The organism is Gelidimonas denitrificans (assembly GCF_055694065.1).
This window is the reverse complement of sequence record NZ_CM146350.1, coordinates 2,996,244-3,022,632: the sequence shown is the minus strand read 5'-3', so window position 1 is coordinate 3,022,632 and position 26,389 is coordinate 2,996,244. Positions and strand designations below refer to the sequence as shown.

Sequence of the window (26,389 nt, the reverse complement as noted above, 5' to 3'; positions counted from 1 at the left end):
TCGGTTTCTTGTCTGCTCTGCTCAATCCCCGCAAGGCGCGCCGTTTGTCCGGCAAGTGCTGATCGATGCGGATATCTGCCGTTCGATGTAATAGGCGCTGCCCGCTGTACCGAGTCTGGCTGTGGACGTGAGCTGGTAGGCGCGAATCTGATTGGCACCTTCCGTAAAAGGTAAGACGTCAGACTCAATACATTCGACAGTAACGACAAAGCCTGCCAATGAACCGGCCAGATTATTGAGCGCTGTCGTTTTCTTAAGTGGCGGTGGGCAAAAATACTGTGTCAGAGTAGTGTTGTTTTCGGGCATCAGCACCTGATACGCGCCCCAGTCGATCCCGGCCCGCGCCGCCTGATAGGCGCGGCTGCCCTGCATATCCTGGACGGAAGTGGTGTGCTGAACCGTCGAGAGGGTGACCATGAATGTGCCCAGAGCGGCCAATATCACTATTAGAAAAATAGCCGACACCAGCGCAAAGCCGCGCTGGTCGCCGGGCAGGGGATTGCATATTGCGGTGATTGGGGTGTGTTTAAGGCACATTGCTGACATGTACCTCATGGTAAAGACTGACCGTTTCATTGTTTTTTGTAACGGCAATCCGCATCGAGACCAGGCTGTTGCGTTGCTCTGCCCCGACTGTATAGGTGAAATTGCAGGCACTGACATTTTGTGCCAGCATCGGTGCGTTGGCCGGTATGGCAGGGCAGGCCGCCGGATCGGCTGCATTAATCCCGTAGTGCGATAAACGATACAAGGCGCCATTGCCATTGCCGGCGGCATCAATCCCGGTTCCGCTATTGGTGCATACGTAAAAAACTGCCTGTTCTGCATCCGGTATCACCTGAAAGCGGTTGCCGGGGGAAGCGAACGGAAACTGCGTGGCCGCAGTTAGCGTGATGCTGTTCGCAGCAAGGGGAGCTGCAATGGTGGCCCGGTTCACGCCGGAATACGCATCCGCGCCAGGTATGCCGAGGTTGTAGACCACCAGCTGGTCGCCGACAGCCGGAACTGGATTCAAGGGTGACAGCACGTCGAAAGTTTTGGTCGGGGCCGAAAAATCCAGCGCAGTACCGGGAGCCTCCGCGCGGTAGCGTCCACCGCTCACGGTTGGCAGATATTCCATACACAGTGGCGAGGCGCCAACGGTGCGCACGCTATTCGGCAACGCCAGCCGCACATCGCGCCCTATGCGGCGTAATGCGGTGTCGGCGGTGTCGGTCATTTCTGCGCGCCGTTCGACATCGAAATAGCTCTGAATCGGGGTGCGGATGAAGATCGCCACCATTCCCCCAAGAATCCCGGTAATGGTAATGACCATGATCGCTTCGATCAGGGTAAAACCGCGCTGGCGCTGGCGCTGGGTCATGGCAGTTTGCATCGGATTAGGACTTTGGCGCATAACGGAAGCGGTAGCCGGTGAGAGTGATATCGGTATTGCCTGAGACGACTCGTACACCAATTTGCAATACGTCATTAGCTGGAAGGGCGAATGTTCCGCCCACCTGCACGATGGCAACTGATGCGTTGTAAGCGCCCAGGCCGACAATGGGGGCATTGCCGATGTCGCGAATGCCTGCCATGGCGAAGCCGTTATAGTCTCCAACATTATCAAATTGAGGCGCCGCATAGCGGCCTTCGCCTGCTTGAGGCGCGATTCCTTGAATGGTTGCTGCGCTAGTGCAACCAGGAGCACCGGGAGCATCGACCGCTGCGCCACGCGCATCTGATGCTAGAGGATCATCCGGATCGCAATAAGTGAACGGCTGCAACTCGATTTCTTCCAGCAGTGATTCGGCTATCGCCAGCGCCTGCTTGCGCAGCAGCGGATCGGCGCTGTTTTTCGTGGTGACGTTCATCACCGACAGGATGCCGGCAATGCCGACGCTGACGATCACGATGAACATGATCAGTTCGATCAGCGAGATGCCTCTTTGCCGGTACTCAGTGGACATAGCCGGTCTCGCGTTCCACGGTGATGGCGCTGGCGGCACCGGCTATACGGATGGTTTGTTGCGCATTCGGGCTGGGTCTGCCCAGCGCATCAAAGCTGAAATCGGGCGGTGTGGTGGGAACCGCGATGCCTGGAGGAGCGGTGACAAACGTGATGGCGGAAGGGGCGGCAACGACAGACGTTGGCTTGCCGTCCGCCGAAGCCAGAGCCAGAGCGGTTCCCGGCAGGCACGCCGCTGTCGCATTGATGGTCAGGGTAATTCTGTTGGACGTAAACGCAGCGCAAACAAAGCGGCGTTGTGCAATCGCAGTTTTTTGCGCGTAACGCAGCGAAGCTTGCACCTGATCGGCAAACCCACGCGCCTGGATGTCGCTGTTATCCATCAACTTTGGCGCCACGACTGCGGCCAGGATGCCGGTGATAATCAGCACCATGATAAGTTCGACGAGGGTAAAGCCATGCGAAGCGCGTGGAAACATTGCTTACTCTGGCAAGAAAAGAGATATCAAGAACAAGGCAGGCTGTGCCTCTTTACAGACTACAGATGCAGCACGGGCGCGACATGGTGCCCGGGCTGCGGCGTTGCGGATCAGCAGCCGGTTGAATCGAGAAGATAGGTCGGGAGTGTCGTAGCGGTGGCAACGCCATAAGTCACAAGGCACTTGGTCTTATCGATTGCCCCACTGTGGGTAACGGTTTTACCGACGGTCGCAGCGACCGTAAAATCGGCGGTAGTCAAGTCCATTGCTTTGACCAGCTCAGTCGCGTCTTGAGCAAAACCATAAGCTAGCAATATATCTTTACCATCGATTGTTACCTTAGTTGTAGCAGATGCGGCACCTAACTGGTTAGCTACTGCCGCCTTGGCATAAATGATCGCATTGGTGGAGCGCATTGAGCCTTCCACCGCTTTCATCGCGGCGGCGCGGGCATCGGTCCCCAGGTTGACAAACTTCGGCAACGCGGTCGCCGCCAGAATACCCAAAACCACGATCACCATCACCAGCTCGATCAGGGTGAAACCAGATTGTTGCTTGTTCATCATGCGCATTTTCATCTTCATATCCAACTCCGTTATTAAATAATTCCAAGTGCCGGCACCACAGATGCGGGTTTGTTACATTCAGCTATACGACTTGTACAATTTTTGCGGCATTCAATCGATTTCAATTGAATGCCGCGCCATTGGTGCTATTGGCAATTTGCTGCAGTTAAGCCGGCATTGCTGTAAAGCGGAGCAGAGCCGGCGGCATTAGGCACTGTATAGGTGACTGCGCAGTTAGCATGCGTCGTATCGGGCGTAACCGTAAAAACGGTCGCGCTGGTGGCGGTCGGCACAAAACCGTCTATGACCGCACCTGCCGCATCCACAAACCCGGCCGCAATGCCTATCGAAAACAGACCGCTGGTCGGATAACCGTTTGTCATTGCGACGTTGGAATTTTCCATCGTAACCGCTGTATCAGGCGCCAATTGCTGCGTCAATTGCGCGGAATGGGACAGGGCTGCCGCTGCTTTGAGCGAACCGAGTGCGCCGTTCATTTTCGCGATGCGCGCTTCGGTTTGCAGCGCGGCGAACCTTGGCAGCGCCAGCGCGGCCAAGATGCCCAGGATGGTGATGACCACGACTAATTCGATGAGAGTAAAACCAGATTGCATGTTTCGTATTTTTCGCATTTTCAATCCCCTTTAAAGTGCATTATTTTGACAAACTGGTACAAAAAATAATACTTCAAAATAACAAATACGAAGCAGTAATTTTCTGTTTTGCAATATTACATGGGAAGAAGTCGCCTTTTACAGACGGTTAATCGAAATTGATTTTTTTCGCTAAAATGTTGATATTTAATAATCAAATTCGGGCTTAAGTTTCCTGACGCCAATAACACTGTGGCTTCATTGCCACAGTGGCGCTCAAACGAGTGCCATCCTTGCCGAACGTACAAGCGGATAGTGCGAGTGTGGCGGACAGTCTGCGGTGCCTGCGGCAGCGGTCGCTGCTTCGATAGGGCATCGCTGATACAGGCATTTCGTGCTGCTGGCCCGAAATTTAACTATACATACCTGCGTATTTTTTAGAGACGCAATTAGGTAATGCGCAAAGTGCACTATTTATGCATATACCCCACCGTATCCGATAAAAAAATAGGGCCCATGAACAATGCCGGCGGAACTGGCGCAATGCGGCGGGCGTAGGCTGGGATGCCGAATCAGCGCAAAAACCACCCGGCCCGCCGCGCCCGCATGGCATAAAATGCGGTGCATCAACTTCCCAGGCAAAAACTACAAGGAGCATGTATGGCCAGGCCGGAAAAAATTCGTTTGGGTGAAATCCTGCTGCAGCAAAAACTGCTGTCCGAAGAGCAGCTGAATTTGGCACTCAGCGAGCAAAAACGTACCGGGCGTAAATTGGGGCGGGTTTTTGTCGAGAACGGTTTTGTGACGGAAGAGGTGATTTCCGGCGCGCTGGCGCGGCAGCTCAACATCCCTTACATCAACCTCAAGCACTACAACATCAAGCCGCACACAGTGCGCCTGCTGCCTGAAATGCAGGCGCGCCGTTTCCGCGCCATCGCACTCGACGAGCGCAACGATGCGCTGCTGATCGGCATGGCCGACCCCACCGATCTGTTCGCCTATGATGAAATTACGCGTCTGGTGAAACGCGACATCGCGCTGGCGGTGGTCAATGAAAGCGAACTGCTGCAGACCATTGATCGCCTGTATCGCCGCACCGATGAGATCTCCGGCCTGGCGCGCGAACTGGAGCGGGATCTGGGCGACGGCAACATCGATTTCGGCACGCTGGGGATGGGCGCGGGCCTGGAGGATGCGCCGGTGGTCAAGCTGCTGCAATCGGTATTCGATGACGCGACCCAGGTGCGCGCTTCCGACATCCATATCGAGCCGCAGGAAAAACGCTTGCAGATTCGCTTTCGCATCGACGGCGTGCTGCACCTGCAAACCGAGGCCGATATCAAGATTGCCGCATCGCTGGCATTGCGCCTGAAGCTGATGTCGGAGCTCGACATTTCGGAAAAACGCATGCCGCAGGATGGCCGCTTTGCGATGAAGGTCAAGCAGCAGCAGATCGACGTGCGGATTTCCACCATGCCGACCCAATATGGCGAATCGGTGGTGATGCGCCTGCTCAACCAAAGCGGCGGCACGCTCAATCTGGACGCCATCGGCATGCCGCCAGCCATGCTGAAACGCTTCCGCGCCATCGTGCAGCGCCCGAACGGGCTGGTGCTGGTGACCGGGCCAACCGGCAGCGGCAAGACCACCACGTTGTATGGCGCGCTGTCCGAGCTCAACACCATGGAACGAAAACTGATCACGGTCGAGGACCCGGTCGAATACCGGCTGGCCGGCATCAATCAGGTGCAGGTCAACGACAAAATCGAGCTGAATTTTGCCCGGGTGCTGCGCTCGGCGTTGCGGCAGGATCCCGACGTGGTGCTGGTGGGCGAGATGCGCGACCAGGAAACGGCCCAGATCGGCATGCGCGCCGCGATGACCGGCCATCTGGTGTTGTCCACCTTGCACACCAACGACGCCATCAGCACGCCGATGCGTTTGCTGGATATGGGCGTGCCCGGTTATATGGTCGGCAGCTCGCTGCAGGCGGTGGTGGCGCAGCGCCTGGTGCGCGTGATTTGCGAAAGTTGCAGCGAAGACCATCCATTGCAAACCCACGAGCATGAATGGTTGAAGGCGGAGCTTAAAGACACGGTCAGCGCGCACCGCTACCGGCATGGACGCGGCTGCTCGCATTGCAATGGCACCGGTTTTCGCGGCCGCATGGGAGTCTACGAAATGCTCGAAATGACGCAGGAAGTGGCGGACGCCGCCAATGGCAATGATCCGGCCGCCTTCATCAAGGTGGCGCAAGCGCAAATGGCCGGCGAAACCCTGCGCCGCCACGCGGTGAGAATGGTGATCGCAGGAAAAACCACGGTCGGCGAAGCGATGCGCATCAGCAACCAGCTTGAGGACTAAAGATGGCTTACTTCGCCTATAAAGCGCGCAATTCCCGCGGCGAACTGGTCAAAGGCGTGCTGGAAGGCGTCGACAGCAGCGCCGTCGCCAGCCAGTTGTTCAATACCGGCATCACGCCGATCGATATCACGGCAACCAGCCAGCCGCGAACCGGCGACGACGTGGGTTGGTGGACGCGCCTGACCGAAGAAAAAGTACGCTCCATCGACGTTCAGCTGTTCAGCCGGCAGTTGTATACGCTGTTGAAAGCCGGCGTGCCGATCATGCGCGGCCTGGCGGGTTTGCAGGAATCGGCCATCAATAAATCATTTGGACGGGTGCTCAAGGACATCCGGGAGTCGCTCGATGCCGGGCGTGAACTGTCTGCGGCGATGCGCCGTCATCCCAGCGTGTTCTCCAGTTTTTACCTGAACATGGTGCGTGTGGGCGAGATGACCGGCCGTCTGGAAGAGGTTTTTTTGCGCCTGTTTGCGCATCTTGAATTTGAGCGCGAGATGGGCGAACGGGTGCGCACTGCAATGCGCTATCCGTCCTTTGTGATGATTGCGATGCTGGCGGCGATCGGCGTGATCAATATCTTCGTGATCCCGGCTTTCGCCAAGGTGTATGCCGGTTTCAATGCGGAATTGCCGTTGATGACGCGCATCCTGATGTCGAGCTCGGAATTCACCGTGCACTATTGGCCGTTGATGCTGGCGGCGATAGGCGCTGCGGTGTTTGCATTCAAGACAACTATTTCGACCGCCAAGGGCTTATACCAATGGGACAAGCTCAAGCTGCGCTTTCCTATCGTCGGAAAAATCATCCTGAAAGGCACGCTGGCGCGTTTTGCCCGCAGCTTTGCCTTGTCCAGCAAGAGCGGGGTGCCGATCGTGCAGGGCCTGAATGTGGTTGCGCAAACGGTGGACAACACGTATATCGCCAGCCGCATCGAGCAAATGCGCGACGGCGTCGAGCGCGGCGAAAGTATTTTGCGCACCGCTCTGGTGGCTGACGTGTTCACGCCGGTGGTGCTGCAGATGATTGCGGTCGGCGAGGAAACCGGCGAGCTCGATGACTTGATGGATGAAATCGCCGAAATGTACGAGCGTGAAGTCGATTACGAACTCAAGACGCTGTCTTCGCAGATCGAGCCGATCCTGATCGTCGCGCTGGGCATTCTGGTGCTGATCCTGGCGCTGGGAATTTTCTTGCCGATCTGGGATATGGGCAAGGTTGCGCTGAAAAAATAGGCGGACGAAAGAGGGCAAAAACTCCCTCTCCCGCGTGCAGGAGAGGGTTGGGGAGAGGGAATGGGGTAATTTAATTATTGCTGGAGTATGTGAAAAAACACCGGAAATTACGTATATAAACATTGCGACATTAAAAAATACCAATCCATGTATATCGCGTGAAAGGGATGCGCTACGGTGGCGGGGCTTGCAGATCTTGCAGATGCGTGATCGCGTAACCTTTCGCGCCGATCTGCTCCAGGGCATCGTCAAGCGTTAAATTGAACAGCTCGGCGGTATCTTGTTCCAGGTCGATATCGCGTTCGGCCGCCTGCCAATCGGTGCTGGTGACTTCTTGCGGCAGCAGCTTGCCCTGCGGCACTGCCAGATACGAAGTGCGGTTCTGGCTTTCCATTCTTTGGTAAATATCCACCTTCATGCTTGTTCCTATCGACCAGGTTGGCAGGAAATATTCAAACCTTGCGGCTGCAATTGCCCCGGTATGACGAGCAATGCGCTCGAATGACTTGGGGGCATGAAGCGGTTAAAACGGGGCGGCTTCAATGCTGAGGTACAACTTGTCCGTAATTTTGCGCGCCGGTCGCCCATTAATTGGCGCAATTCATCGATGCTGATGCCAGTGGCTTCTTGCATCCAGAGCAACATCGACGCTCCGAGCGGCAATGTCTTGGCCCGAATCCGACGAATCACATCGACGTGGACGTTGAGCTTTTGGGCCAGGGCGGCATCGTTTTTCCATTGCATTTTTTTAAGCACCGCATCCAGCATGCGGCTCGGATCGTATTGGGTAAGTTCGGTTTCTTTGTGTTCAGCTTGCATCATTTTTTGTTTGAGTAACCTTTTTAATGAGTGGTATGTGGCGTGGCGCAAGCGCTGTTGCCGCCGGACGCAGATCGGTAGTGTAGGGAAATAGCGGTGGCGCTTGTATCGGAATATCCTTAATCCGCTTTAGGAATTGGGTAAAAATCGCGATAAATTAAGCAGCATCAAACTAATCGGCATCAAACGTCGAATCGCGCACATGTCAAACGCGCATTCAACTCTTTGCAAGTGTTCCGGCAGCAGTGCCGCGTGGTGCTTGCCCGCTATACTTGGCGCATGAAAATCACGCGATTGAAATTTCTTCTTCTGTGTCTGGCAATGCTGTTGGCTGCTTGCAGCACGACGCCGCCGCAACAAGCGCGGCCGGCGGCCAGCGAACAAGGCAACGAGGTCGCCCTCTATGCGCTGGGCTTGATCGGTACCGGCTACCGCTTTGGCGGCAAGAATCCGGAAGCCGGGCTCGATTGCAGCGGCATGGTGTCGTATATCTATCAGCGTGCAGCCGGCGTGAACGTGAGCGGCAGCGCGGCCGATATTGCGCGGCGCGGCAGGGAAATCCCGCGTTCCGGCGTGCGTCCGGGCGACTTGATTTTCTTTAACACCATGAACCGCTCGTTTTCACACGTCGGCATTTATATCGGCGACGCGCGCTTCGTCCATGCGCCATCGACCAACGGCCGGGTGCGCATCGACCGGCTCGATAACCGCTACTACGCGCAACGCTATGAAATGACGCGCAGTTACTTTGATTAAAAATAGTGCAGGGCTCTGGTGTATGCTTCGCTCCATTTGCCCGGGCGCGACTTGCCTGCGCCCACCGGTATGCGCCTGTATCATGTTGTGCCTGCGCTCCGTCGCCCCCCGATTCCTCCGAAAAACCCCGATAGGTTCGACTTGAACGAAAAAAAATTCCTGCCGCGCATGCTGGATCTGCTACGCCAGCGCGCTGGTCAGTTGCGCGCCACCTGGGTGCCCCGGTTGGCGCGCTGGTTTGCTGCTTTGCATGCTTATCTGATGGGCAAGCCGCCGCTGCGGCGCGGCGCGCTGATGCTCGGCCTGGTCGGCGCGGCGCTGGGCGTGTTGCTGTTTTTGTACATTCTGATACTGATTCCCACCACGCCCAGCATCAAGGATTTGCAACAGGCGCGCACCGCGCAGGCGAGCACGATCCTGTCGGCCGACAGTGTGCAATTAGCCAGTTTCAACCAGGGCCAGCAGCAGCGCATCAAGCTGTCGCAAGTCTCGCCCTACGTGATTCAGGCTTTGGTTGCGACCGAGGATCACCGTTTCTACCAGCATCATGGCGTGGATTTCCGGCGCACCGCCGGCGCGGTTTTGCATACTTTGGGCGGCGACGCCCAAGGCGGCTCGACCATTACCCAGCAACTGGCGCGTAATCTGTTCCCGGAAGAGATCGGCCGGTCGCGCAGCATCAGCCGCAAGCTTAAGGAATTGGTTACCGCCCTCAAAATCGAGCGCGCCTACAGCAAGGATCAAATTCTCGAAACCTATCTGAACACGGTGCCGTTCCTGTACAACGCGTTCGGCATCGAAATGGCGGCGCGCACTTATTTCGATAAATCGGCGGCGAAACTGAATGTGCTGGAAAGCGCAACGCTGGTCGGCATGCTCAAAGGCACCCATTATTACAATCCGGTGCTGAACCCGGAGCGCTCGCTGGAGCGGCGCAACGTGGTGCTGGGGCAAATGCACAAGCACGGGCATCTGCGCGACGCCCAATACAAATCGCTGCTGAAAAAGCCGCTGAGAGTGCGTTTTCATCGCCAATACGACCAGGCCGACAGCACAGAAACCCATTTCACCGCCCATGTGCGCAAGTGGCTGATCGAATGGGCCGATCAGAATGAGTATGACTTGCAGCTCGACGGCTTGATTATCCATACCACGCTCGATGCCGGGTTACAGAAGGCAGCGTTGCGCGCGGTTGAGCGGCAGGCCGATGCGCTGCAAAACATCGCCGATGTGGAATGGGGGCAGAGCCAGGGCGGCCTGATCTCGACCTCGACTGCCGTGTATGCGAGCGTGCGCCGGCAGGTCGCGCCGTTCCGTTATTTTTGGGATACCCATGGCGCGCTGCAGGACAGCTTCATCCGTGAATCGGCCGAATATAGAAAAGCGCTGGACGCCGGCGTCAGCGCCGCCGATGCCTTCAAAAAACTGCAGGCAGATCGCAATTTCATCGCCAAGCTGCGGGCCGCCAAGACGCGCCTGGAAGCCGGCTTTGTGGCGATTGATCCGAACAACGGCGAAGTGCGGGCCTGGGTCGGCAGCCGCGACTTCCGGCGCGACCAGTTCGACCATGTGGCGCAAGCCGAGCGCCAGCCCGGCTCGACCTTCAAGCCGATCGTGTATGGCGCCGCGCTGGAGAAAGGTTTTCGTCCGGATCGGCCGTACCAGGATAGCGTGATCGATATCCGCGCCGGTGACGGCAGCATCTGGCGGCCCACCGACATGTCGGGCGCAAGCGGCAAAACCATGACGTTGCGCCAGGGTTTGGTGTATTCGAAAAACACCATCACCGCGCAGGTCATGCAGGATGTCGGCCTGCCCAGCATCGTCAAGCTGGCCAGAGCGGTCGGCATCAACCAGAGCAAACTGGCGCAAGTGCCGTCGCTGGCGCTGGGCACCAGCCCGGTGACCTTGCTGGAAATGGTGTCGGCGTATGCGACCATTGCGGCCCAGGGCGAATACCGCAGACCGGTTTTCATCAAAAGCATCAGCGACCGCAAAGGCAATGTGCTGGTCACTTTCGAGACCAAAGGCCAGCGTGCGATGTCGTCCGAATCGGCGGTGGAGCTGATCGACATGATGCGCGGCGCGGTCAATCAGGGCACCGGCCAGGCGGTCAAGGCGCGCTTCGGCATCAGCGCAGATATCGCCGGCAAAACCGGCACCACGCAAAACAATACCGACGGCTGGTTTATCCTGATGCACCCGAATCTGGTGGCCGGCGCCTGGGTCGGCTTCAACGATGCGCGCGTTACCATGCGCAGCAATTACTGGGGCCAAGGCGGCCACAACGCGGTGCTGCTGGTGGGCGACTTCTACCGCAGCGCTTTGAACGCGCGGCTGATCGATGCCAGAGCGCTATTCCCGGGCGGTAAACTGCCGCCAGAGCGGGCTCCGGTAATAGCAGAACCAACAGCACCAGCAGCGCCAGCAGCAGAACCTGTTCCCGAGGACTGGATGGAGCAATTACGCACGCTGCCGCAGAGGCAAGCCTTGCCGGCGGAGTCCGGGCCGGATGCGAACTCCGACTCCGGCTTGAGTACCGACGAGTCAATAGTCGATGCGCCAACGCCGCGGGAGCCGCTCTACTACTATTGAAATAATGTGGAGTATGCGTAAAAACTGCGATATGCACGCATATATTCATTGCGCAAACTTAAAATACCTAATCCTGTATGTAATCCAATGAGGGCCCCGTAATTCATGAAAACTCCCAAAAGACTCGAACCGCTAGTGCAGGAAGGCTTGCTGGACGAAGTCGTGCGTCAGTTGATGAGCGGCAAGGAAGCCACCGTATATGTGGTGCGTTGCGGCGACGATATCCGCTGCGCGAAAGTCTATAAAGACGCCAGCCAGCGCAGTTTTAAACAGGCCGCCGTCTACCAGGAAGGCCGCAAGGTCAAGAATAGCCGGCAAGCGCGCGCGATGGAAAAAGGCAGCCGCTACGGCCGCAAGATGCAGGAAGAAGTCTGGCAAAACGCCGAAGTCGATGCGCTGTACCGTCTGGCGGCTGCCGGCGTGAAGGTGCCCACGCCGTATATCTGCTTCGAAGGCGTGCTGCTGATGGATTTGCTCACCGACGCCAATGGCAATGCGGCGCCGCGCCTGAATGACGTCGAAATGAACGAAGCCACGGCGTTGGAATACCACGCGCTGCTGCTGCACCAGGTGGTGCTGATGCTGTGCGCCGGCATCATCCACGGCGATCTGTCCGAGTACAACATTCTGGTCGATGCCGACGGGCCGGTGATTATCGACTTGCCGCAAGCGGTCGATGCGGCCGGCAATACCAACGCCGGGCCGATGCTGGAACGCGATGTGGATAATCTCAAAAATTACTTCGGCCAGTTCGCCCCCGCGCTGCTGGTTTCGCAGTTCGGCAAGGAAATCTGGGCCCTGTATCAGGCCGGTTTGCTCACGCCAGAGACTCCGTTGACGGGCCGCGTCAAGCAAGATAACCGCAAGGTGGATGTCGACGGCGTGCTGCGCGAGATCGAGGATGCCCGACTGGAGGAAGAGGCGCGCATTCGCTACCGGCAGGAATTGGCGGGTTAATTAAACTAGCGCCGAACCAGCATCATTACAGCAACACCTGCCGCGCCGCCTGCACCAGGGTGGCCGACATCAACTCCAGACGCGGCGATTGCACCTTCCAGTGGTGCCAGAACAGTTCGACATCGGTCGGCTGCTCCGGCGCCAGATCGACCAACTCGACCAGCCTACCGCTATCCTGCAGATGCGCCATCTGCACCTCCGGAACCATGCCCCAGCCCAGTCCCAGGCGCGCCGCCTGCATATACGCTTCCGAGGCCGGGATGGTATGGCAAGGGTAAGCGTCTGCCGTCAGGCCGAAATGCTGCAGCAGGAAATCGGCCTGCAAGCGGTCCTTGCGGTCGAACGTCAGCACCGGCGCCAAACGTGCGGAGCTGCGGTTCATTCCCTGCGGAAACCAGCGCTGACGGAAGCCGGGTGAGGCCATGCAGCGATACCGCATCACCCCCAGCGTTTCTGTGACGCAGCCGCGCATCGGCAGCCGCTCGGTCGAAATGCAGCCCAGCGCCAGACCGGCTTCCAGCAACGCGTAGGTGTGGTTCTGGTCGTCCACCGTCAGATCCAGCAGCACCTGCTCGCGGATTAAAAATTCCGCCAGCGCCGGCAGGAACCAGCTGGCCAGGCTGTCGGCGTTGACCGCCACGGCCAGCATCAGCGGTGCCGACTGATTGCCGGCAAATTCCGCTTGTAAATCCTGTTCCAGCAATTGCGCACGGCGCAGATATTGCAGCAGGCGCTGACCGGCCTGCGTCGCGCGGCACGGCCGGCTGCGCACCAGCAGCGGGCTGCCGAGCTGCATTTCCAGCGCCCGCACCCGCTGCGAGACTGCCGACGAGGTCAGATGCAAGCGGCTGGCGGCTTGCTCGAAGCTGCCGGTCTCTATCACCGCCAGTACCGCTTCGCATTGTCTGGGATCGAATTTCATGGGGTTTTGGTGTGAAAAGTGGCTCTATATTAAGAATTTTTAATGATTCACTAATTAAATTAATTCTGCTTCATTAATTGTGAGCCCAAAAGCAAAATGGTGTCCATCGTTCAATCGCATACAGGATTCCATCATGCTGCTTCCGTTCTACCTGAAAGGTCTCGGCCTCGGTGCCGGCCTGATCATCGCGATCGGCTCGCAAAACGCCCATGTGTTGCGCATGGGCTTGCGGCAACAGCATGTCGGCCTGACGGTGCTGGTGTGCATCGTGCTCGATGTGCTGCTGATCGGCGTCGGGATCGCCGGCATGGGTGCGGCCATAGGCGGCAATCCTGTGTTGTTGGGGCTGGCGCAGTGGGGTGGCGTGGCTTTTCTGAGCTGGTATGGATTGCGTGCCTGGCGTGCGGCATGGGCAAATCATGCGTTGCAGGTGAATCGGCAGGCCGTCGTCATGAGCGCCGCGCAGGCAGTCACGGCCGTCGTCGTTCTGTCGCTGCTAAACCCGCACGTATATCTGGATACCGTGGTGTTGCTGGGCGCGGTGGGTGCGCAACAGGCCGGCGCCGGCAAGCTGTGGTTCGCGCTGGGCGCGATGACCTCTTCCGTCCTGTGGTTTGTGCTGCTGGGTTTCGGCTCGCGCCTGCTGTCGCCGTTATTCGCACGGCCGCTGGCGTGGCGCGTGCTGGACGGCATGATCGGCGCGGTGATGTTGGTTCTGGCCGGGACGCTGGCGCTGGGCAGCGTGGCTTGATGCGGGCGGGGCGCACGCAGCAATCAAGCGCGCTGAAAACAGGCTGATTACAGGAATGTATTTAAGCTTCTTCAATCCATATTTCCACACTTAAAATCATTCGCATTGAAATGATATGAATTGAGATGATTTGACATGGATTGTTATTAATATACAATGGTGGCTCTTTATTTGGAGTCCAGTGGAACAAAAAACAGAAACGCCGGGATTGTTGCTGTGGGGCGAGACAGGAAGCCAGGATGTCGTTACAGTGGCGCTCATGAACGATGCCACCAAACTTGTAGCCGTAAATGATTCAATCCGCATTTTACAAAGCGTGCGTCGTATCGCGCAGTGCGTGGAGCAACATTCCAAGCGGCTCAAGACAACCCACAACATCACATCGCCGCAACTGGTAGCGCTGATGGCGATTGCCCAGTTGGGGCCGAGTACGCTGAAGTCGATCGGGCGGGCAATACACCTGAGTTCAAGCACTGTAGTGGGCATCGTTGACCGGCTGGAAGAAAAGAAGCTGGTCTGCCGCGAACGCGATACCCGCGACCGGCGCAATGTCTTTGTGAGCGTAACGGCGGTTGGCCAGCACTTGGTCGACAATGCGCCGTCGGCGCTGCCGCAAGGTTTTTCCAGTGCGCTTGGCGCGTTGCCGGAAGATGATCAACATACGTTGGTGGTGGTGTTGGAGCAATTCGCTACTCTGCTTGAAGTTAAGGCGCCTGCCGGCGTTGCTTGACTCTTATTTGACTCGTATTTGATTCTCCGAGCTGCGCCCTGATTTCTTTGGGTTTGGTTTTTTCCAACTGCCTTGCTGTGTGTTGGCGTACAGACTTGGGCCGATGCAAGCCCTAAGCTAGCGTCTTCGCATCGCCGAACAACAGCATCACATTCGCTACAACAAGGCGAAACACTATTCGCCGCACTCGCAGCATGCGCAAAAGCAGCACTGTGAGCAAGATCGCCCCTCATCTGCATTGTGCAGCGATGAGGTTCCTCACCAGCAAATACATTCTGCGGCTGAAGCCTGCCGTGAGAGCGTTTTTGTCTACAAAAGGAGAGCAGCACTTGAATACACCAATATCCGATCCAGCGTCAGAGAGTCAGCTGACGTTACGGCAACCACAGCAACGCGACGGCGCGGCGCTGCATGGTCTGATCGCGGCTTGCCCGCCGCTCGACCTGAATTCAATTTATGCCTATTTTCTGCTGTGCCTGCACCATGCGCACACCAGCGTGGTGGCGGAAGCCGACGGAAAACTTGTCGGCGCTATCACCGCGTACATTCCGCCCGAGCAGCCGGACACGCTATTCGTATGGCAAGTCGCGGTAGCAAAGCAGCAGCGCGGGCAGGGACTGGGCCGACGCATGCTGCAGCACTTGCTTACCGACTGCATCGCGCCGCGCGGTCTGCGCTGGATGGAAACCACCGTCAGCCCCAGCAACACCGCATCCAACCGATTGTTTACCAATTTTGCCTTGCAGCATGCTGCAGGCTGTCCCACCACCACTCTGTTTAGCGCCGACGATTTCGGCGAGAGTGGGCACGAAGAAGAACGTCTCTACAAAATCGGTCCCTGGACCGCGTAGCTTGACGGCAAGACGATAGTCAACATCCATTCCATCCCCTAAGGAGAAGCATGATGCGTACATTCAATAAACTGGAATCCGAGGTTCGTGGGTATATCCGTTCCTTCCCAACTATTTTCACCAAAGCCCAAAACGCTGTACAAACCGACGAAAATGGCCGCGAGTTCATCGACTTTCTGGCCGGTGCCGGTAGCCTGAACTACGGCCACAACAATCCCGTGTTGAAACAAGCGCTGATCGCGTATTTGGGCACAGACGGCGTGGTGCAAGGGCTCGACATGGCCACTGCGGCCAAGAAAAATTTTCTGCGCACGTTTGAAGAACGCATCCTGAAACCGCGCAAAATGCATTACAAAATGCAATTCACCGGCCCTACCGGCACCAATGCGGTGGAAGCCGCGATCAAGCTGGCGCGCAATGTGACCGGTCGCCAGAATGTGATTTCGTTCACCAACGGCTTTCATGGCGTAACGCTGGGCGCGCTGTCGCTGACCGGCAATCGCAAGTTCCGCGATGCCTCTGGCGCGACACTGACAGACGTGCATCATGCAGCGTATTCCAACTATTTCGGCCCGGATATCGATACCGTCGCGATGCTCGACAAGCTCATTACTGACCCCAGCAGCGGCGTCGACTTTCCGGCCGCGATTATTCTTGAAACCGTCCAAGGGGAAGGCGGCCTGAATTTCGCCAGCCTGGATTGGCTGAAAAAAATCGAACAATTGTGCCGCCGTCATGAAATTTTGCTGATCGTCGATGACATCCAAGCGGGTTGCGGTCGCACCGGAACTTTCTTCAGTTTCGAGCCAGCCGGCATCCAGCCCGACATGATCACCCTGTCGAAATCGCTGTCCGGTTACGGCCTGCCAATGTCGGTGGTCCTGATCAAACCTGAGCACGACGTGTGGAAGCCGGGCCAGCACAACGGCACCTTCCGCGGCAATAACATGGCGTTTGTAACCGCCGCCGCAGCGCTTGACCATTACTGGAGCGACAACAAATTCCAGGCATCGATCGACAAGAAAGCGCAGACCGTCGCCACCTATCTCGACAAGCTGGTGAAAACGTATCCGGCTGCTGAAATGATGCGACGCGGACGCGGCCTGATGCAGGGCTTGGCATTTAAAGATCCGGAGTTGGCCGACCGCGTTACCACGCTGGCGTTCCAGAACGGATTGATCATCGAAACCTCGGGCGGCAGCGATGAAGTAATCAAGCTGCTGATGCCGCTGACCATCGAACCGGAACAGCTGCTGGCTGGCCTGGACATCCTGGAGCAGGCGCTGGCCGATACGGTGAGTGATCTGAGCGCCACTGCAGTAAAGAATATAGAGGTGACAGCATGATCGTACGACGCCTGCAAGACATCCTGAATACCGAACGCGACGTAAAAACCGAAACCTGGGCCAGCCGCCGTCTGCTGCTGCGCGACGACCGGATGGGGTTTTCGATGCACGAAACCACCATCTTCGCCGGCACCCAAACGCACATCTGGTACAAGAACCACCTGGAAGCGGTGTATTGCGTCGAGGGCAGTGGTGAGGTTGAGCTGATTCCTTCGGGTGAAATTTTCCGCATCGAGCCGGGCACCATTTACGCGCTCAACAAGAACGACCGCCATTGGCTGCGCGCCGATGCCGGCGGCGACCTGCGGCTGGTGTGCACCTTCAATCCGCCGCTGGTCGGCAACGAAGTACATGACGCCGATGGCGTCTACGCCGCCGCGCCAGCAGCCGTTGAATAACTCGTCAAATCATCCGTCGAATAAAGAGAGGAGCATCAGATGCTATCCCAAGACCATTACAAGAGCCGCGCGCTGATTTCACCGGCGATCCTGGCGCGCTGCGAGCCGGTCGTCTACGGCCAGAAACCAAGCGCCACCTTCACCTCCACTACGCTGAACGCGGCGCAACGCGATGCCTACCGGGAGAACGGATTCCTGTTTCTGCCCGAGCTGTTCACGGCGGCCGAGGCAGCTAGCCTGTTTGATGAAATGCAAATGATGCGCACAGATTTTGCAGCGACCGGCCGCGACGAAGTCATTGCGGAGCCGGGCAGCGGCGATGTGCGCTCGATCTTCGATGTGCACCGTCTGAACGATGTATTCGCCAGCCTGATGCGCGACCCGCGCGTGCTGAATGTGGCGCGCGAAATACTCGGCAGTGAAGTCTATATTCACCAGTCGCGCATCAACTACAAACCCGGATTTAGCGGCAAGGAGTTTTACTGGCATTCCGATTTTGAGACCTGGCACACCGAAGACGGCATGCCGGCTATGCGCGCATTGAGCTGCTCGATTCAGCTCACCGACAACGATGAATTCAACGGCCCGCTGATGCTGATCCCCGGTTCGCACAAGCACTTCATTTCCTGTGCCGGTGGAACGCCGATTGATCACACCAAGCAATCACTGAAGAAGCAGGAATACGGCGTGCCGGACGAACTCCTGCTGCGCTACCTGGCGGACATGGGCGGCATCACGTCTTGCAAGGGAAAAGCAGGTTCGGTCGTATTTTTCGATTGCAACACCATGCACGGGTCGAACAGCAACATCACGCCCTATCCGCGCAGCAACGTGTTTTTTGTCTACAACAGTATCGAAAATCAGTTGCAAGCGCCGCAGGGCGGATTGAAGCCGCGCCCCGAGTTCATCGCCGCGCGTCACAACCTGGCGTCGCTGGAGCCTGAGCCGCTGACGATTGCATGATTTTTCGTCCGAATCTGACTGACTGCCCAGTAGAAAGTGCGCGATTGCGCCTTATCAGTTAAGCAGCTTGACTGAACGTAGCATCAAGTTGAACGATGTTATCGGGTGCAGGATGTAAATCACAATTGCGTCCTGCCTTTGCTACTTGGCCCGCCACTGCGTGGCCGAGCAAGCTTGGCAAAGTGCGGGACAATTGAATTAACATTTCCAAATTAATCCCGGTCGGAATGCCGATCTCGTCGCACAAGTTGACCAAATCCTCAGTGCAAATATTCCCAGAGGCCCCCGGCGCGAAAGGACACCCGCCCAATCCGCCTAGCGCTGCATCAAATCGACGCGCTCCGACTTCATAAGCGGCTAAGACATTGGCTAAACCCAGTCCGCGCGTGTTGTGTAAATGCAGCGTAAGCGCATCACTCCCCACACGTTCTAAAACCCGGGTGATGAGCCTGGCCACTTGCCGCGGATTGGCCATCCCGGTGGTGTCAGCAAGGGTAATTCCACCAATACCCAATGTAAGATAGGCGTCGACCAGAGCTATTACCCGGTCTTCGTCGATCTTCCCCTCAAATGGACATCCGAAACTGGTAGCAACCGTGCCATTGAGTGTTGCATTCGAGGTGTCTTTCGTGTGCCGCACAATATCTGCAAACGCGGACAGCGACGACTCGCAAGTCATGCGCATATTGGCAAAATTATGTGTTTGACTCGCCGACATAACGAGATTGAGTTCATCGGCCTTCGCATCAAGCGCCCGCTGCCCACCTTTGAGATTCGGCACTAAGGCAACGTAAATGACGCCCGGCTGGCGAAATATGCCAGAGAAAACGGCCTCTCCATCTCGCAGCGCCGGAATCGCTTTCGGGGAAACAAACGAGCCCGCTTCAATGCGTGAAAATCCTGCATTCGACAAGCGGTCGATTAACGCAATCTTGTCACCTGTCTCAACCCAGGTTGACTCTATTTGCAAGCCATCCCTTGGCGCGACTTCCTGAACGATCAATTTCTCGGAAAAATGGGTAAACACAAGTGCTCTCCTGTTAATTCAAAGCGATTAGGTTTCCGAAGAGTGCGCTTACACCACACCGCGAGATCGCAATTCGGCCAACGCATCTTCGCCGATGCCGATCGAGCGCAATATTTCAGTGGTGTGCTCGCCCAACTTAGGCCCCACCCAATTTGTCACGCCAGGCGTTGCGCTCAGTTTGGGGACGATTCCAGGCAAGGAAATCGGAGTGCCATCGGGTAAGGTGTGATGTTCAATCATTTCACGCGCTTGATAATGCGGGTCGTCACAAATATCCGCCGCCGTGAATATCTTGTCGTTAGGAACAGCCGCCGCTTCCAATATCTGCATGACGTCAGCTAAATTGTGCTGTGAAGTCCAGCCCCCAATTGCGGCGTCAAGTAATTCATTGCGTTGCACTCTGCCATCGTTATGCGCAAGTTGCGGATCTTCCGCTAAGTCTTGACGTCCGATAGCGATCATCAGGCGCTTAAATATGCTGTCGCCATTGCCCGCGATAATGACGTGGCGACCATCCCGGCACGGGTAGGTATTCGATGGAGAAATCCCCGGCAAGCTGGCGCCGGAGCGCTCGCGTATGTGTTTGAACATCGCATATTCCGGTATCAAACTTTCCATCACGGCGAAGACGGATTCGTACAGCGCGACATCGATATATTGGCCCTGGCCTTCGTTCGCCTTCAAGTGGTGCATTGCCAGCAGCGCACCAATCACGCCATACAGGGATGCCAGAGTATCGCCAATGCTGATCCCGGAACGCACCGGCGGCCGATCCGGGTATCCGGCGACGTAACGCATTCCTCCCATCGATTCCGCGATTGCCGCGAACCCAGGCTTCTTGCTGTAAGGACCGGTCTGACCATACCCCGAAATGCGGATCATGATCAGCGCTGGGTTGATCTTGGAAAGATCGTCCCAGCCCAGGCCCCATTTTTCGAGAGAACCTGGTCTAAAGTTCTCAATGACGATGTCGGCGGTTTTTACCAGGTCGCGAATAATCTGCTGACCATCGCTCAATCTCAGGTTGACTGTTATCGACTTCTTATTGCGGCTCTGGCTGTACCACCACAAGGACGTCCCCTCATGCAACTTGCGCCATTTGCGTAGCGGGTCACCTTCACCGGGAGATTCGACTTTAATAACCTCCGCGCCAAATTGCGCCAGCAAAGCGCCGGCATAGGGACCGGCTACCAAACTACCGAGCTCGATCACCTTTATGCCTTTTAGCGGCGTTTTTTGGTCGTCTTTCGGCATTTTTATCATCCTAAAAAGTTTGTAATTATTCAGCCGGAATTCTAATTAAGAACAAAGTAAGCAATCGCGGTTACAGCCGCTCCACCAAAAACTGCTCGGATCTAGACGTCCCTATGTAGACGTCCCTTATAGCGGGCTAAATACATCTTGTGTTTTTAAAAATCCTGAAAGTCGAGCCTATCCGATCAAAGTTTGCTTGGATTAAATCCAGTCTCTTTGTAGATCGACTGGATCAATTCTTTACCGATCCTGCCTTCCATTTCCCGATGCGTAATTTGCGTCGCTTTTCTCCATGCGTTTTTTTCTTGCTTCGTCAATTGGATAATCTGTGTCTTTCCAGATTTTTTAATGCTGTCAACCGCGAGATCGTTTTCTTGTTTTGCAATGGCGTTAAAGTACGTCGTCGTATCCTTCACCGCGCCCATTAGCAATGTACGCAAATCGGGTTTTATCGCGTCAAAAAATCGCTTGTTCATAACGACGACATATCCGTGATACCCATGATCGGAGAGCGTCATGTATTTTTGTACTTCGTGGAATTTCTGCGTGTAGATATTCGACGCTGGATTTTCTTCCCCATCGACGACGCCTGTTTGCAACGCTTGATAAATTTCTGAAAACGCCAGCACTTGCGGTATCGCGCCGAGCGCGCGAATTTGAGAATCGATTACCTTTGAAGATTGAATCCGCATCTTCAAACCTTTGAAGTCGTCAGGCATGTGTAACGCCTTGTTTGCGGTCATTTGCTTGAATCCGTTGTTCCAGAAACCGAGTCCGACAAGTCCTTTTCCTTCCAATTTTTGCAACAGATTTTGACCGATAGGGCCATCCGTCACCTTGCGCGCTTCTTCCATATTGTCGAACAAAAATGGCAAATCCAAGACTTCAAATTCACGGATTCCCATCGGCCCAAATTTGCCGGGAGCCGGTGCAAGCATCTGGACTGCGCCCAATTGCAATGCCTCCATTTCTTCTTTGTCTTTATATAACGTGCTGTTGGAATACGTCTCTATTTTGATGCGCCCTTTGCTGCGTTCTTCCAATATTTTTTTAAAATATTCGCTCGCCTTGCCCTTGGGGGAATCACTCGATGCAACGTGGCTAAACTTGATAATCAGCGGCTGTTGGGCAAAAGCACTCGTCAAAGCGACAAAAGTGGCAAGTCCGGCGATGAGGTTGCGTAATTTCATTTCAGTCTCCTTAGAAATCTTTTTAAGTCTTGTTTGCGTTTTAACGCTTTGTATTCGGGCATATAAATGTATCTATTGCAGTCATCAAAAATGCGCAGCGCAGCGTGTAAAAGCATTGTGCGTGAGCGCGTGATGCTCGGATTTTTGAAAAACCACGACTGCGCCGTTATCGGGATAATGCGCGAGGAAGAGAATATCGAAAAACAGTATTTCGAGAGCCTGCCATCGTGCATCACGATGGCAGCGCGTTACGCAGATTGTTTCAGATGATTGACGAGAAGTTGTGCAGCGACCGGCAAAGCAGCCAGCGAACGAACGCAAATTTTTAATGCTCTTTTTGCCCATGGCTCGTTCAACGTAACCACGTGGATTCCCAGTGCTTTTATATACGGTTGGGCAACGGCGCGCGGCATCACCCCGATTCCCAATCCGGTTTGCACCATCAGACATAAAGCGTCGTAACTGGTAACTTGGATGGCAATTCTTATGGTTCTGTCCAAATCGGCGGCAGATTTAATCAACTGCAGATTAATTGCACTTCCCGTATGCAGACCAACATAATCGTAATCCAGCGTCTCCATAAAAGTGACGGAACGTCGTCCAGCTAGCGGATGCTCTCCCGGCGTTATCAAAACGAGTTCGTCGTCACGGTAGGGAAATATCTCCAAATTTTGACCGTGCGGCATCATGGTAAAAATGCCGATATCGGCCACGTTTTCGAAGACCGCTTTTGTGATGACGGTGCTGATGTTTTCCTGCAAATGGATTTGTACTTGCGGATGTTCCGATAAAAACGATTTGATGGCACTTGGCAAAAATTGGGTGATCGCAGAGATATTGGCCATCACTCTGATGTGACCCCGAATCCCGGTCGCGTAATCGCGCATTTGTACGTAAATTTCATCCATTTCGTGAAGCACGCCACGCGCCAAGTTCGCCAAAGCGATTCCCGCAGCCGTCGCTTCCACGCCCTTATTGGTGCGGGTCAGTAATTGCGTCTGAAGCACATCTTCCAAGTCGCTGATGCGCTTACTTACCGCAGAAGCCGCAATGTGTTGACGCGTCGCGGCCGCTGCGATAGAGCCCTCCTCTACGATATCAACAAAAAGTCTGAGCGAAATGGGATCTAATTTCATGTATTAGCCTTATTGATGGCAATCTTGTCGGCCTTCAGGCCCAGAATTTGGTCGTCTTGCGCGCTCATTTTTTCTAAATTCGGGCTCTGCGCTAATTCGATTCGGTGGGTCCATACTCCCGTTTCATACCCTTGGAAATCCTTCTTTTTCGAGCCGTGATTGCTCGGTTTCCAGTCCGGCGAAGTGTTTTGCGTGTTCAATCGCTTTCGGTATTTTTATCATAACTTCAGTCAAGTTGGTGGCGACTTGCACCTTAACCTTTCCAAGATGTGGCGGTTGATTATTAGGCGCGCCGAATTATTGACGCTTGTCTTGTTATTTCTCAGTATCAGTTACAAAATTATTAACTAATATGAAAGTGATAGTGCGAAGAAATGGCAGTACGGGCTGAAAAAACAATGATGGACGCACTGTTGAAGCGAACTCTGGGTGGGATGAATAACAAGTTAGCGTAGTAATTCAATAACGTAGCAGCGGAGGTGATATGTCAGCAGTCCTTTACGCAAATGACCAAGTGTCCGACGTTTATCCACAAGAGGTGACGATTGAAATCCGTGAGGGTGACTGGAAAGGTTATTTACAACACATCGCAAGGCCCCATGACAACAAAGATTTTGTCAGTTGCTATGGTGACGTCAGCGCATATAAACGACAGTGCGCGCTCGCTTATCTGGGCAAACGTGCGCAACTTAATGGCGGGGGATGTAGCAGAACCCAGCCGCGCATTTTGACCCCGCAGGTCATCTCTGAACTAGAGGTAAAGAACAAAGCCCAGCGCTATCAGCGCTACCCATGGCTAGAGACCTTGATAAATCTGCTGGCAGAGATTGAGCGAAATCAGGAGAAGATGTCAGGTTGTGATGTTATCTCGTTAGTATCTGCTGCCAGATAGTGCGGTTGGTCGCACCAACCAGGTTCCAACTGCTGCTTTGACAGCACCGGCGCAGACTTTGCGGTTTTGAGAGCATCACCAATACGCTTGTCGTATTCGCAGTTTAAAAGCTTGAAACGCTCTGCCCATAGCGTCACAACGCCTGCAAAGCCGTTACATTTTCATACTTGCTAAGACAGGGTATTTTTATTTAATGTTTTAAATAAAGCGGCAATGCCATTGTTTTTTAGCATACTCTCAAAAAAACCCAGAAAATACTGGGGGCTTTAAATCTGCCAGACTATTTTTTGAAGCGGACGTTAAGCGGTTTAATTGCCGGGTAATTTCAGGTGCCGGTTGCGGTTGCGTCATAGGAGCAGGTTCCAAACCTGCCCTGGGTTTATACCCGCAAAAAATCCTCTCGTTCGCCCAGCCAGCGCGCCAGATGCGCTCTTACAATGCGCGCGCTGTCCTCCGATTTGTCTTGCAATAAAAACTGCGCCAGATTGCGCGCCTTTTCTACCAGCCATTGGTCGGTTTCCAGGTTGGCGAAGCGCAGCATTGCCTGGCCCGATTGGCGCGCACCTAAAAATTCGCCAGGGCCGCGGATTTCCAGATCCTTGCGGGCGATTTCGAAGCCGTCGGTGGTGGCGCGCATCGTCATCAGGCGCTGCTTGGCGACCCAGCCCAGCGGGCTCTGGTACAGCAGCAGGCAAACTGAAGCTGCCGTGCCGCGCCCGACCCGGCCGCGCAGTTGGTGCAATTGCGACAGGCCGAAGCGTTCCGCGTGTTCGATCACCATCAGCGACGCGTTCGGCACATCGACCCCGACTTCGATCACGGTGGTGGCGACCAGCACCTGCATCCGGTTTTGGGTGAAAGCATCCATCACCGCCTGTTTTTCGGCCGCTTTCATGCGGCCATGCACCAAGCCGACCTGCAGGCTGGGCAATGCTGTCGTCAGCGTGGCGTGGGTGTCGGTTGCGGTTTGCAGTTGCAGCGCTTCGGACTCCTCGATCAGCGGGCAAACCCAGTAGATTTGCCGCCCTTCGAGGGCCGCGGCATGGACCCGGGCGATTACTTCTTCGCGTCGGTTCTGGTCGACGGCGCGGGTCACGATCGGGCTGCGGCCGGGCGGCAGTTCGTCAATCACCGAGACTTCGAGGTCGGCGTAATACGTCATCGCCAGCGTGCGCGGGATCGGCGTGGCGCTCATCATCAGCTGATGCGGCGTCAGGTCAGGGGACTGCGCGTTGGCGGCCTTGTTGTGCAGGCTCAGGCGCTGGCCGACGCCGAAGCGGTGCTGTTCATCGACGATCACCAGCCCCAGCCGGGCGAATTGCACCGCGTCCTGGATCAGCGCGTGGGTGCCGATCACCAGCTGCGCGGCGCCGGACTCGATTTGTGCCAGCGCTTCCAGCTTCTCTTTCCTTTTCAGGCTGCCGGTCAGCCAGGCAACCTGAATGCCGAGCGGCTCCATCCAGCTAGCCAGCTTGCGGAAATGCTGTTCGGCCAGGATTTCAGTTGGCGCCATCAGCGCCGCCTGGTAGCCGTTGTCGATCGCCTGCGCGGCGGCCAGTGCCGCCACCACGGTTTTGCCGCTGCCGACGTCGCCCTGCAGCAGCCGCTGCATCGGGAAGGCGGCGCGCAAATCGCCACGGATTTCGGCCAGCACTTTTTCCTGCGCTCCAGTCAACGCAAACGGCAGCGTCATCAGGAACGCATTCGACAGTTGACCGATGCTGTTCAGCGCCGGTGCATTGACTTTGCGGCGGGCCGCTTGCGAACGTTTCAGAGATAGCTGCTGGGCCAGCAATTCATCGAATTTCATCCGCTCCCAAGCGGGATGGGTGCGCTCCATCAGACTATGCTGATCGACGTCCGGCGGCGGGTTGTGCAGCAGCCGAATCGCGGGCTCGAAGGCCGACAAGCCGAGATTTTCCAGCAGCGCCGGCGGCAGTGTGTCGCGCCAATCGAGCTTCTCCAGCGCTTCAGCAATTGCGCGGCGCAGAAAGCTTTGCGACAGGCCGTCACCGGCCGGATAGACCGGCGTTAATGCCGTTGCCAGCGGCGCTCCCGGAATCACGATCTTGTAAGTCGGATGCACCATCTCGGGGCCGAAAAAGCCGTGCCGCAGTTCGCCGCGCACCCGCAACCGGGCGCCCTCGGCCAGCTGCTTTTGCTGACTGCCGTAAAAATTCAGAAAGCGCATCACCAACTGGCCGGAATCGTCGGCAAGCGTCACCAGCAGTTGCCGGCGCGGCTTGTATTGCACTTCGCAGCCGCTGACTACGCCTTCGACCTGCGACGGCTGGCCAAAGTGCAGGCCGGCTTCATGGATCGACAGCACCTGGGTTTCATCCTCATAGCGCAGCGGCAGATGCAGCGCCAGATCCATGCTGGATCGCAGGCCAAGTTTGGCCAGCTTGTCCGCCATTTTGCCCAGCGCTGAGGACGCAGGTTTTTTGGGGGCTGATGGCGCCGGCGCGGCAGCGGGTATTTGCTTTGGTTCTGGCATGTGGCTCATCAATGGACCGCCTAGGGCGTAAAATAGCCGGCTATTTACAATAGATACAGATAATTTACCTGTATCTATTGTACTGATCAAGACTAATGCTGTGATTAAATACAGTTAATTTTC

Annotated in this window: 27 protein-coding genes; 12 read left to right on the top strand and 15 right to left on the bottom strand. The window is 55.9% G+C overall.

Going from position 1 to position 26,389, the window contains the following annotated elements:
* Positions 1–21 precede the first annotated feature (21 nt).
* The 6 genes from FKCLFG_RS14055 to FKCLFG_RS14030 all read right to left on the bottom strand — a co-directional run bounded on the left by FKCLFG_RS14055 (position 22) and on the right by FKCLFG_RS14030 (position 3,625).
* Positions 22–537 (bottom strand): hypothetical protein, encoded by a 516-nt coding sequence (locus FKCLFG_RS14055; RefSeq protein ID WP_472613699.1) that lies wholly within the window; start codon positions 535–537, stop codon positions 22–24.
* Entirely contained in the window at positions 527–1,375 is an 849-nt protein-coding gene (locus tag FKCLFG_RS14050) for a prepilin-type N-terminal cleavage/methylation domain-containing protein (protein ID WP_472613698.1), read from the bottom strand. Before FKCLFG_RS14050 ends, FKCLFG_RS14055 begins: the two co-directional genes overlap by 11 nt.
* 4 nt (positions 1,376–1,379) lie before the next feature.
* Entirely contained in the window at positions 1,380–1,949 is a 570-nt protein-coding gene (locus tag FKCLFG_RS14045; RefSeq protein WP_472613697.1) for a type IV pilus modification PilV family protein, read from the bottom strand.
* Positions 1,939–2,427: a GspH/FimT family pseudopilin gene (locus tag FKCLFG_RS14040; RefSeq protein WP_472613696.1), complete on the bottom strand. Its 489-nt coding sequence runs from the start codon at positions 2,425–2,427 to the stop codon at positions 1,939–1,941. Before FKCLFG_RS14040 ends, FKCLFG_RS14045 begins: the two co-directional genes overlap by 11 nt.
* Before the next feature lie 110 nt (positions 2,428–2,537).
* On the bottom strand, positions 2,538–3,011 hold the full coding sequence (locus FKCLFG_RS14035; RefSeq protein ID WP_472613695.1) for a prepilin-type N-terminal cleavage/methylation domain-containing protein: 474 nt from the start codon (positions 3,009–3,011) through the stop codon (positions 2,538–2,540).
* A gap of 128 nt (positions 3,012–3,139) precedes the next feature.
* Complete coding sequence (locus tag FKCLFG_RS14030) at positions 3,140–3,625, bottom strand: prepilin-type N-terminal cleavage/methylation domain-containing protein (RefSeq protein WP_472613694.1); 486 nt, start codon at positions 3,623–3,625, stop codon at positions 3,140–3,142.
* Positions 3,626–4,246: 621 nt separating this feature from the next.
* Here FKCLFG_RS14030 and FKCLFG_RS14025 point away from each other — a divergent pair.
* Both FKCLFG_RS14025 and FKCLFG_RS14020 read left to right on the top strand, forming a co-directional pair.
* A complete protein-coding gene (locus FKCLFG_RS14025) occupies positions 4,247–5,950 on the top strand; it encodes a GspE/PulE family protein (RefSeq protein ID WP_472613693.1) in 1,704 nt (567 codons plus the stop codon).
* Positions 5,951–5,952: 2 nt separating this feature from the next.
* On the top strand, positions 5,953–7,182 hold the full coding sequence (locus tag FKCLFG_RS14020; RefSeq protein ID WP_472613692.1) for a type II secretion system F family protein: 1,230 nt from the start codon (positions 5,953–5,955) through the stop codon (positions 7,180–7,182).
* Between the two features lie 172 nt (positions 7,183–7,354).
* Here FKCLFG_RS14020 and FKCLFG_RS14015 read toward each other — a convergent pair whose 3' ends face one another.
* Both FKCLFG_RS14015 and FKCLFG_RS14010 read right to left on the bottom strand, forming a co-directional pair.
* A complete protein-coding gene (locus FKCLFG_RS14015) occupies positions 7,355–7,600 on the bottom strand; it encodes a DUF6139 family protein (protein WP_472613691.1) in 246 nt (81 codons plus the stop codon).
* An 8-nt stretch (positions 7,601–7,608) separates the two neighbouring features.
* Entirely contained in the window at positions 7,609–8,001 is a 393-nt protein-coding gene (locus FKCLFG_RS14010; protein ID WP_472613690.1) for a hypothetical protein, read from the bottom strand.
* A gap of 279 nt (positions 8,002–8,280) precedes the next feature.
* Between FKCLFG_RS14010 and FKCLFG_RS14005 the strand changes: the two genes are divergently transcribed.
* From FKCLFG_RS14005 to FKCLFG_RS13995, 3 genes are all read left to right on the top strand, one after another.
* Complete coding sequence (locus FKCLFG_RS14005) at positions 8,281–8,757, top strand: C40 family peptidase (protein WP_472613689.1); 477 nt, start codon at positions 8,281–8,283, stop codon at positions 8,755–8,757.
* A 141-nt stretch (positions 8,758–8,898) separates the two neighbouring features.
* Positions 8,899–11,352, top strand: coding sequence for a penicillin-binding protein 1A (locus FKCLFG_RS14000; protein WP_472613688.1), 2,454 nt, complete (start codon positions 8,899–8,901; stop codon positions 11,350–11,352).
* 105 nt (positions 11,353–11,457) lie between these two features.
* A complete protein-coding gene (locus tag FKCLFG_RS13995) occupies positions 11,458–12,309 on the top strand; it encodes a PA4780 family RIO1-like protein kinase (protein ID WP_472613687.1) in 852 nt (283 codons plus the stop codon).
* Positions 12,310–12,334: 25 nt separating this feature from the next.
* Here the strand turns inward: FKCLFG_RS13995 and FKCLFG_RS13990 are convergent, their stop codons facing one another.
* Entirely contained in the window at positions 12,335–13,231 is an 897-nt protein-coding gene (locus tag FKCLFG_RS13990; RefSeq protein ID WP_472613686.1) for a LysR family transcriptional regulator ArgP, read from the bottom strand.
* A 133-nt stretch (positions 13,232–13,364) separates the two neighbouring features.
* On the opposite strand from FKCLFG_RS13990, the gene FKCLFG_RS13985 reads away from it, so the two are divergent.
* The 6 genes from FKCLFG_RS13985 (at position 13,365) to thpD (ending at position 18,270) form a co-directional block, all read left to right on the top strand.
* Complete coding sequence (locus tag FKCLFG_RS13985) at positions 13,365–13,982, top strand: LysE/ArgO family amino acid transporter (RefSeq protein ID WP_472613685.1); 618 nt, start codon at positions 13,365–13,367, stop codon at positions 13,980–13,982.
* A 181-nt stretch (positions 13,983–14,163) separates the two neighbouring features.
* Positions 14,164–14,712, top strand: a complete 549-nt coding sequence (locus FKCLFG_RS13980) for a MarR family winged helix-turn-helix transcriptional regulator (RefSeq protein WP_472613684.1) — start codon at positions 14,164–14,166, stop codon at positions 14,710–14,712.
* A gap of 329 nt (positions 14,713–15,041) precedes the next feature.
* Complete coding sequence (ectA, locus tag FKCLFG_RS13975; RefSeq protein ID WP_472613683.1) at positions 15,042–15,563, top strand: diaminobutyrate acetyltransferase; 522 nt, start codon at positions 15,042–15,044, stop codon at positions 15,561–15,563.
* 53 nt (positions 15,564–15,616) lie between these two features.
* Entirely contained in the window at positions 15,617–16,909 is a 1,293-nt protein-coding gene (gene ectB, locus FKCLFG_RS13970) for a diaminobutyrate--2-oxoglutarate transaminase (protein ID WP_472613682.1), read from the top strand.
* The gene (locus FKCLFG_RS13965; protein ID WP_472613681.1) at positions 16,906–17,307 is read left to right on the top strand and encodes an ectoine synthase; all 402 of its coding nucleotides are present in this window, start codon (positions 16,906–16,908) and stop codon (positions 17,305–17,307) included. The genes ectB and FKCLFG_RS13965 overlap by 4 nt, the downstream gene beginning before the upstream one ends.
* 39 nt (positions 17,308–17,346) lie before the next feature.
* Positions 17,347–18,270 (top strand): ectoine hydroxylase, encoded by a 924-nt coding sequence (gene thpD, locus FKCLFG_RS13960; protein ID WP_472613680.1) that lies wholly within the window; start codon positions 17,347–17,349, stop codon positions 18,268–18,270.
* 58 nt (positions 18,271–18,328) lie between these two features.
* On the opposite strand, the gene FKCLFG_RS13955 is transcribed toward thpD, so the two are convergent.
* From FKCLFG_RS13955 to FKCLFG_RS13935, 5 genes are all read right to left on the bottom strand, one after another.
* Positions 18,329–19,297: a hydroxymethylglutaryl-CoA lyase gene (locus tag FKCLFG_RS13955; protein WP_472613679.1), complete on the bottom strand. Its 969-nt coding sequence runs from the start codon at positions 19,295–19,297 to the stop codon at positions 18,329–18,331.
* A gap of 48 nt (positions 19,298–19,345) precedes the next feature.
* Entirely contained in the window at positions 19,346–20,551 is a 1,206-nt protein-coding gene (locus FKCLFG_RS13950; protein ID WP_472613678.1) for a CaiB/BaiF CoA transferase family protein, read from the bottom strand.
* Positions 20,552–20,736: 185 nt separating this feature from the next.
* The gene (locus FKCLFG_RS13945; protein ID WP_472613677.1) at positions 20,737–21,741 is read right to left on the bottom strand and encodes a TRAP transporter substrate-binding protein; all 1,005 of its coding nucleotides are present in this window, start codon (positions 21,739–21,741) and stop codon (positions 20,737–20,739) included.
* Between the two features lie 248 nt (positions 21,742–21,989).
* Positions 21,990–22,877, bottom strand: coding sequence for a LysR family transcriptional regulator (locus FKCLFG_RS13940; RefSeq protein ID WP_472613676.1), 888 nt, complete (start codon positions 22,875–22,877; stop codon positions 21,990–21,992).
* Positions 22,874–23,077 carry a hypothetical protein gene (locus FKCLFG_RS13935; protein ID WP_472613675.1) on the bottom strand — a complete coding sequence of 68 codons (204 nt, stop codon included), beginning with the start codon at positions 23,075–23,077 and terminating at the stop codon, positions 22,874–22,876. Before FKCLFG_RS13935 ends, FKCLFG_RS13940 begins: the two co-directional genes overlap by 4 nt.
* A 284-nt stretch (positions 23,078–23,361) precedes the next feature.
* Between FKCLFG_RS13935 and FKCLFG_RS13930 the strand changes: the two genes are divergently transcribed.
* Entirely contained in the window at positions 23,362–23,769 is a 408-nt protein-coding gene (locus FKCLFG_RS13930) for a hypothetical protein (protein WP_472613674.1), read from the top strand.
* Between the two features lie 379 nt (positions 23,770–24,148).
* Here the strand turns inward: FKCLFG_RS13930 and recG are convergent, their stop codons facing one another.
* Positions 24,149–26,266, bottom strand: a complete 2,118-nt coding sequence (recG, locus tag FKCLFG_RS13925; RefSeq protein WP_472615867.1) for an ATP-dependent DNA helicase RecG — start codon at positions 26,264–26,266, stop codon at positions 24,149–24,151.
* Positions 26,267–26,389: the final 123 nt, after the last annotated feature.

Excerpts from the sequence above, each read along its gene's own strand:
- FKCLFG_RS14035 (WP_472613695.1), bottom strand. The coding sequence starts at position 3,011 with ATGAAGATGAAAATGCGCATGATGAACAAGCAACAATCTGGTTTCACC.
- FKCLFG_RS13945 (WP_472613677.1), bottom strand. The coding sequence starts at position 21,741 with ATGAAATTACGCAACCTCATCGCCGGACTTGCCACTTTTGTCGCTTTG.
- FKCLFG_RS14050 (WP_472613698.1), bottom strand. The coding sequence starts at position 1,375 with ATGCAAACTGCCATGACCCAGCGCCAGCGCCAGCGCGGTTTTACCCTG.
- thpD (WP_472613680.1), top strand. The coding sequence starts at position 17,347 with ATGCTATCCCAAGACCATTACAAGAGCCGCGCGCTGATTTCACCGGCG.
- FKCLFG_RS14055 (WP_472613699.1), bottom strand. The coding sequence starts at position 537 with ATGTGCCTTAAACACACCCCAATCACCGCAATATGCAATCCCCTGCCC.
- FKCLFG_RS14025 (WP_472613693.1), top strand. The coding sequence starts at position 4,247 with ATGGCCAGGCCGGAAAAAATTCGTTTGGGTGAAATCCTGCTGCAGCAA.
- FKCLFG_RS13985 (WP_472613685.1), top strand. The coding sequence starts at position 13,365 with ATGCTGCTTCCGTTCTACCTGAAAGGTCTCGGCCTCGGTGCCGGCCTG.
- FKCLFG_RS14015 (WP_472613691.1), bottom strand. The coding sequence starts at position 7,600 with ATGAAGGTGGATATTTACCAAAGAATGGAAAGCCAGAACCGCACTTCG.
- ectB (WP_472613682.1), top strand. The coding sequence starts at position 15,617 with ATGCGTACATTCAATAAACTGGAATCCGAGGTTCGTGGGTATATCCGT.
- FKCLFG_RS13965 (WP_472613681.1), top strand. The coding sequence starts at position 16,906 with ATGATCGTACGACGCCTGCAAGACATCCTGAATACCGAACGCGACGTA.
- FKCLFG_RS13950 (WP_472613678.1), bottom strand. The coding sequence starts at position 20,551 with ATGCCGAAAGACGACCAAAAAACGCCGCTAAAAGGCATAAAGGTGATC.
- FKCLFG_RS13930 (WP_472613674.1), top strand. The coding sequence starts at position 23,362 with ATGTCAGCAGTCCTTTACGCAAATGACCAAGTGTCCGACGTTTATCCA.
- FKCLFG_RS13990 (WP_472613686.1), bottom strand. The coding sequence starts at position 13,231 with ATGAAATTCGATCCCAGACAATGCGAAGCGGTACTGGCGGTGATAGAG.
- FKCLFG_RS14010 (WP_472613690.1), bottom strand. The coding sequence starts at position 8,001 with ATGCAAGCTGAACACAAAGAAACCGAACTTACCCAATACGATCCGAGC.
- FKCLFG_RS13940 (WP_472613676.1), bottom strand. The coding sequence starts at position 22,877 with ATGAAATTAGATCCCATTTCGCTCAGACTTTTTGTTGATATCGTAGAG.
- FKCLFG_RS13995 (WP_472613687.1), top strand. The coding sequence starts at position 11,458 with ATGAAAACTCCCAAAAGACTCGAACCGCTAGTGCAGGAAGGCTTGCTG.
- FKCLFG_RS14040 (WP_472613696.1), bottom strand. The coding sequence starts at position 2,427 with ATGTTTCCACGCGCTTCGCATGGCTTTACCCTCGTCGAACTTATCATG.
- FKCLFG_RS14020 (WP_472613692.1), top strand. The coding sequence starts at position 5,953 with ATGGCTTACTTCGCCTATAAAGCGCGCAATTCCCGCGGCGAACTGGTC.
- recG (WP_472615867.1), bottom strand. The coding sequence starts at position 26,266 with ATGCCAGAACCAAAGCAAATACCCGCTGCCGCGCCGGCGCCATCAGCC.
- FKCLFG_RS14045 (WP_472613697.1), bottom strand. The coding sequence starts at position 1,949 with ATGTCCACTGAGTACCGGCAAAGAGGCATCTCGCTGATCGAACTGATC.
- FKCLFG_RS14005 (WP_472613689.1), top strand. The coding sequence starts at position 8,281 with ATGAAAATCACGCGATTGAAATTTCTTCTTCTGTGTCTGGCAATGCTG.
- FKCLFG_RS14030 (WP_472613694.1), bottom strand. The coding sequence starts at position 3,625 with ATGCGAAAAATACGAAACATGCAATCTGGTTTTACTCTCATCGAATTA.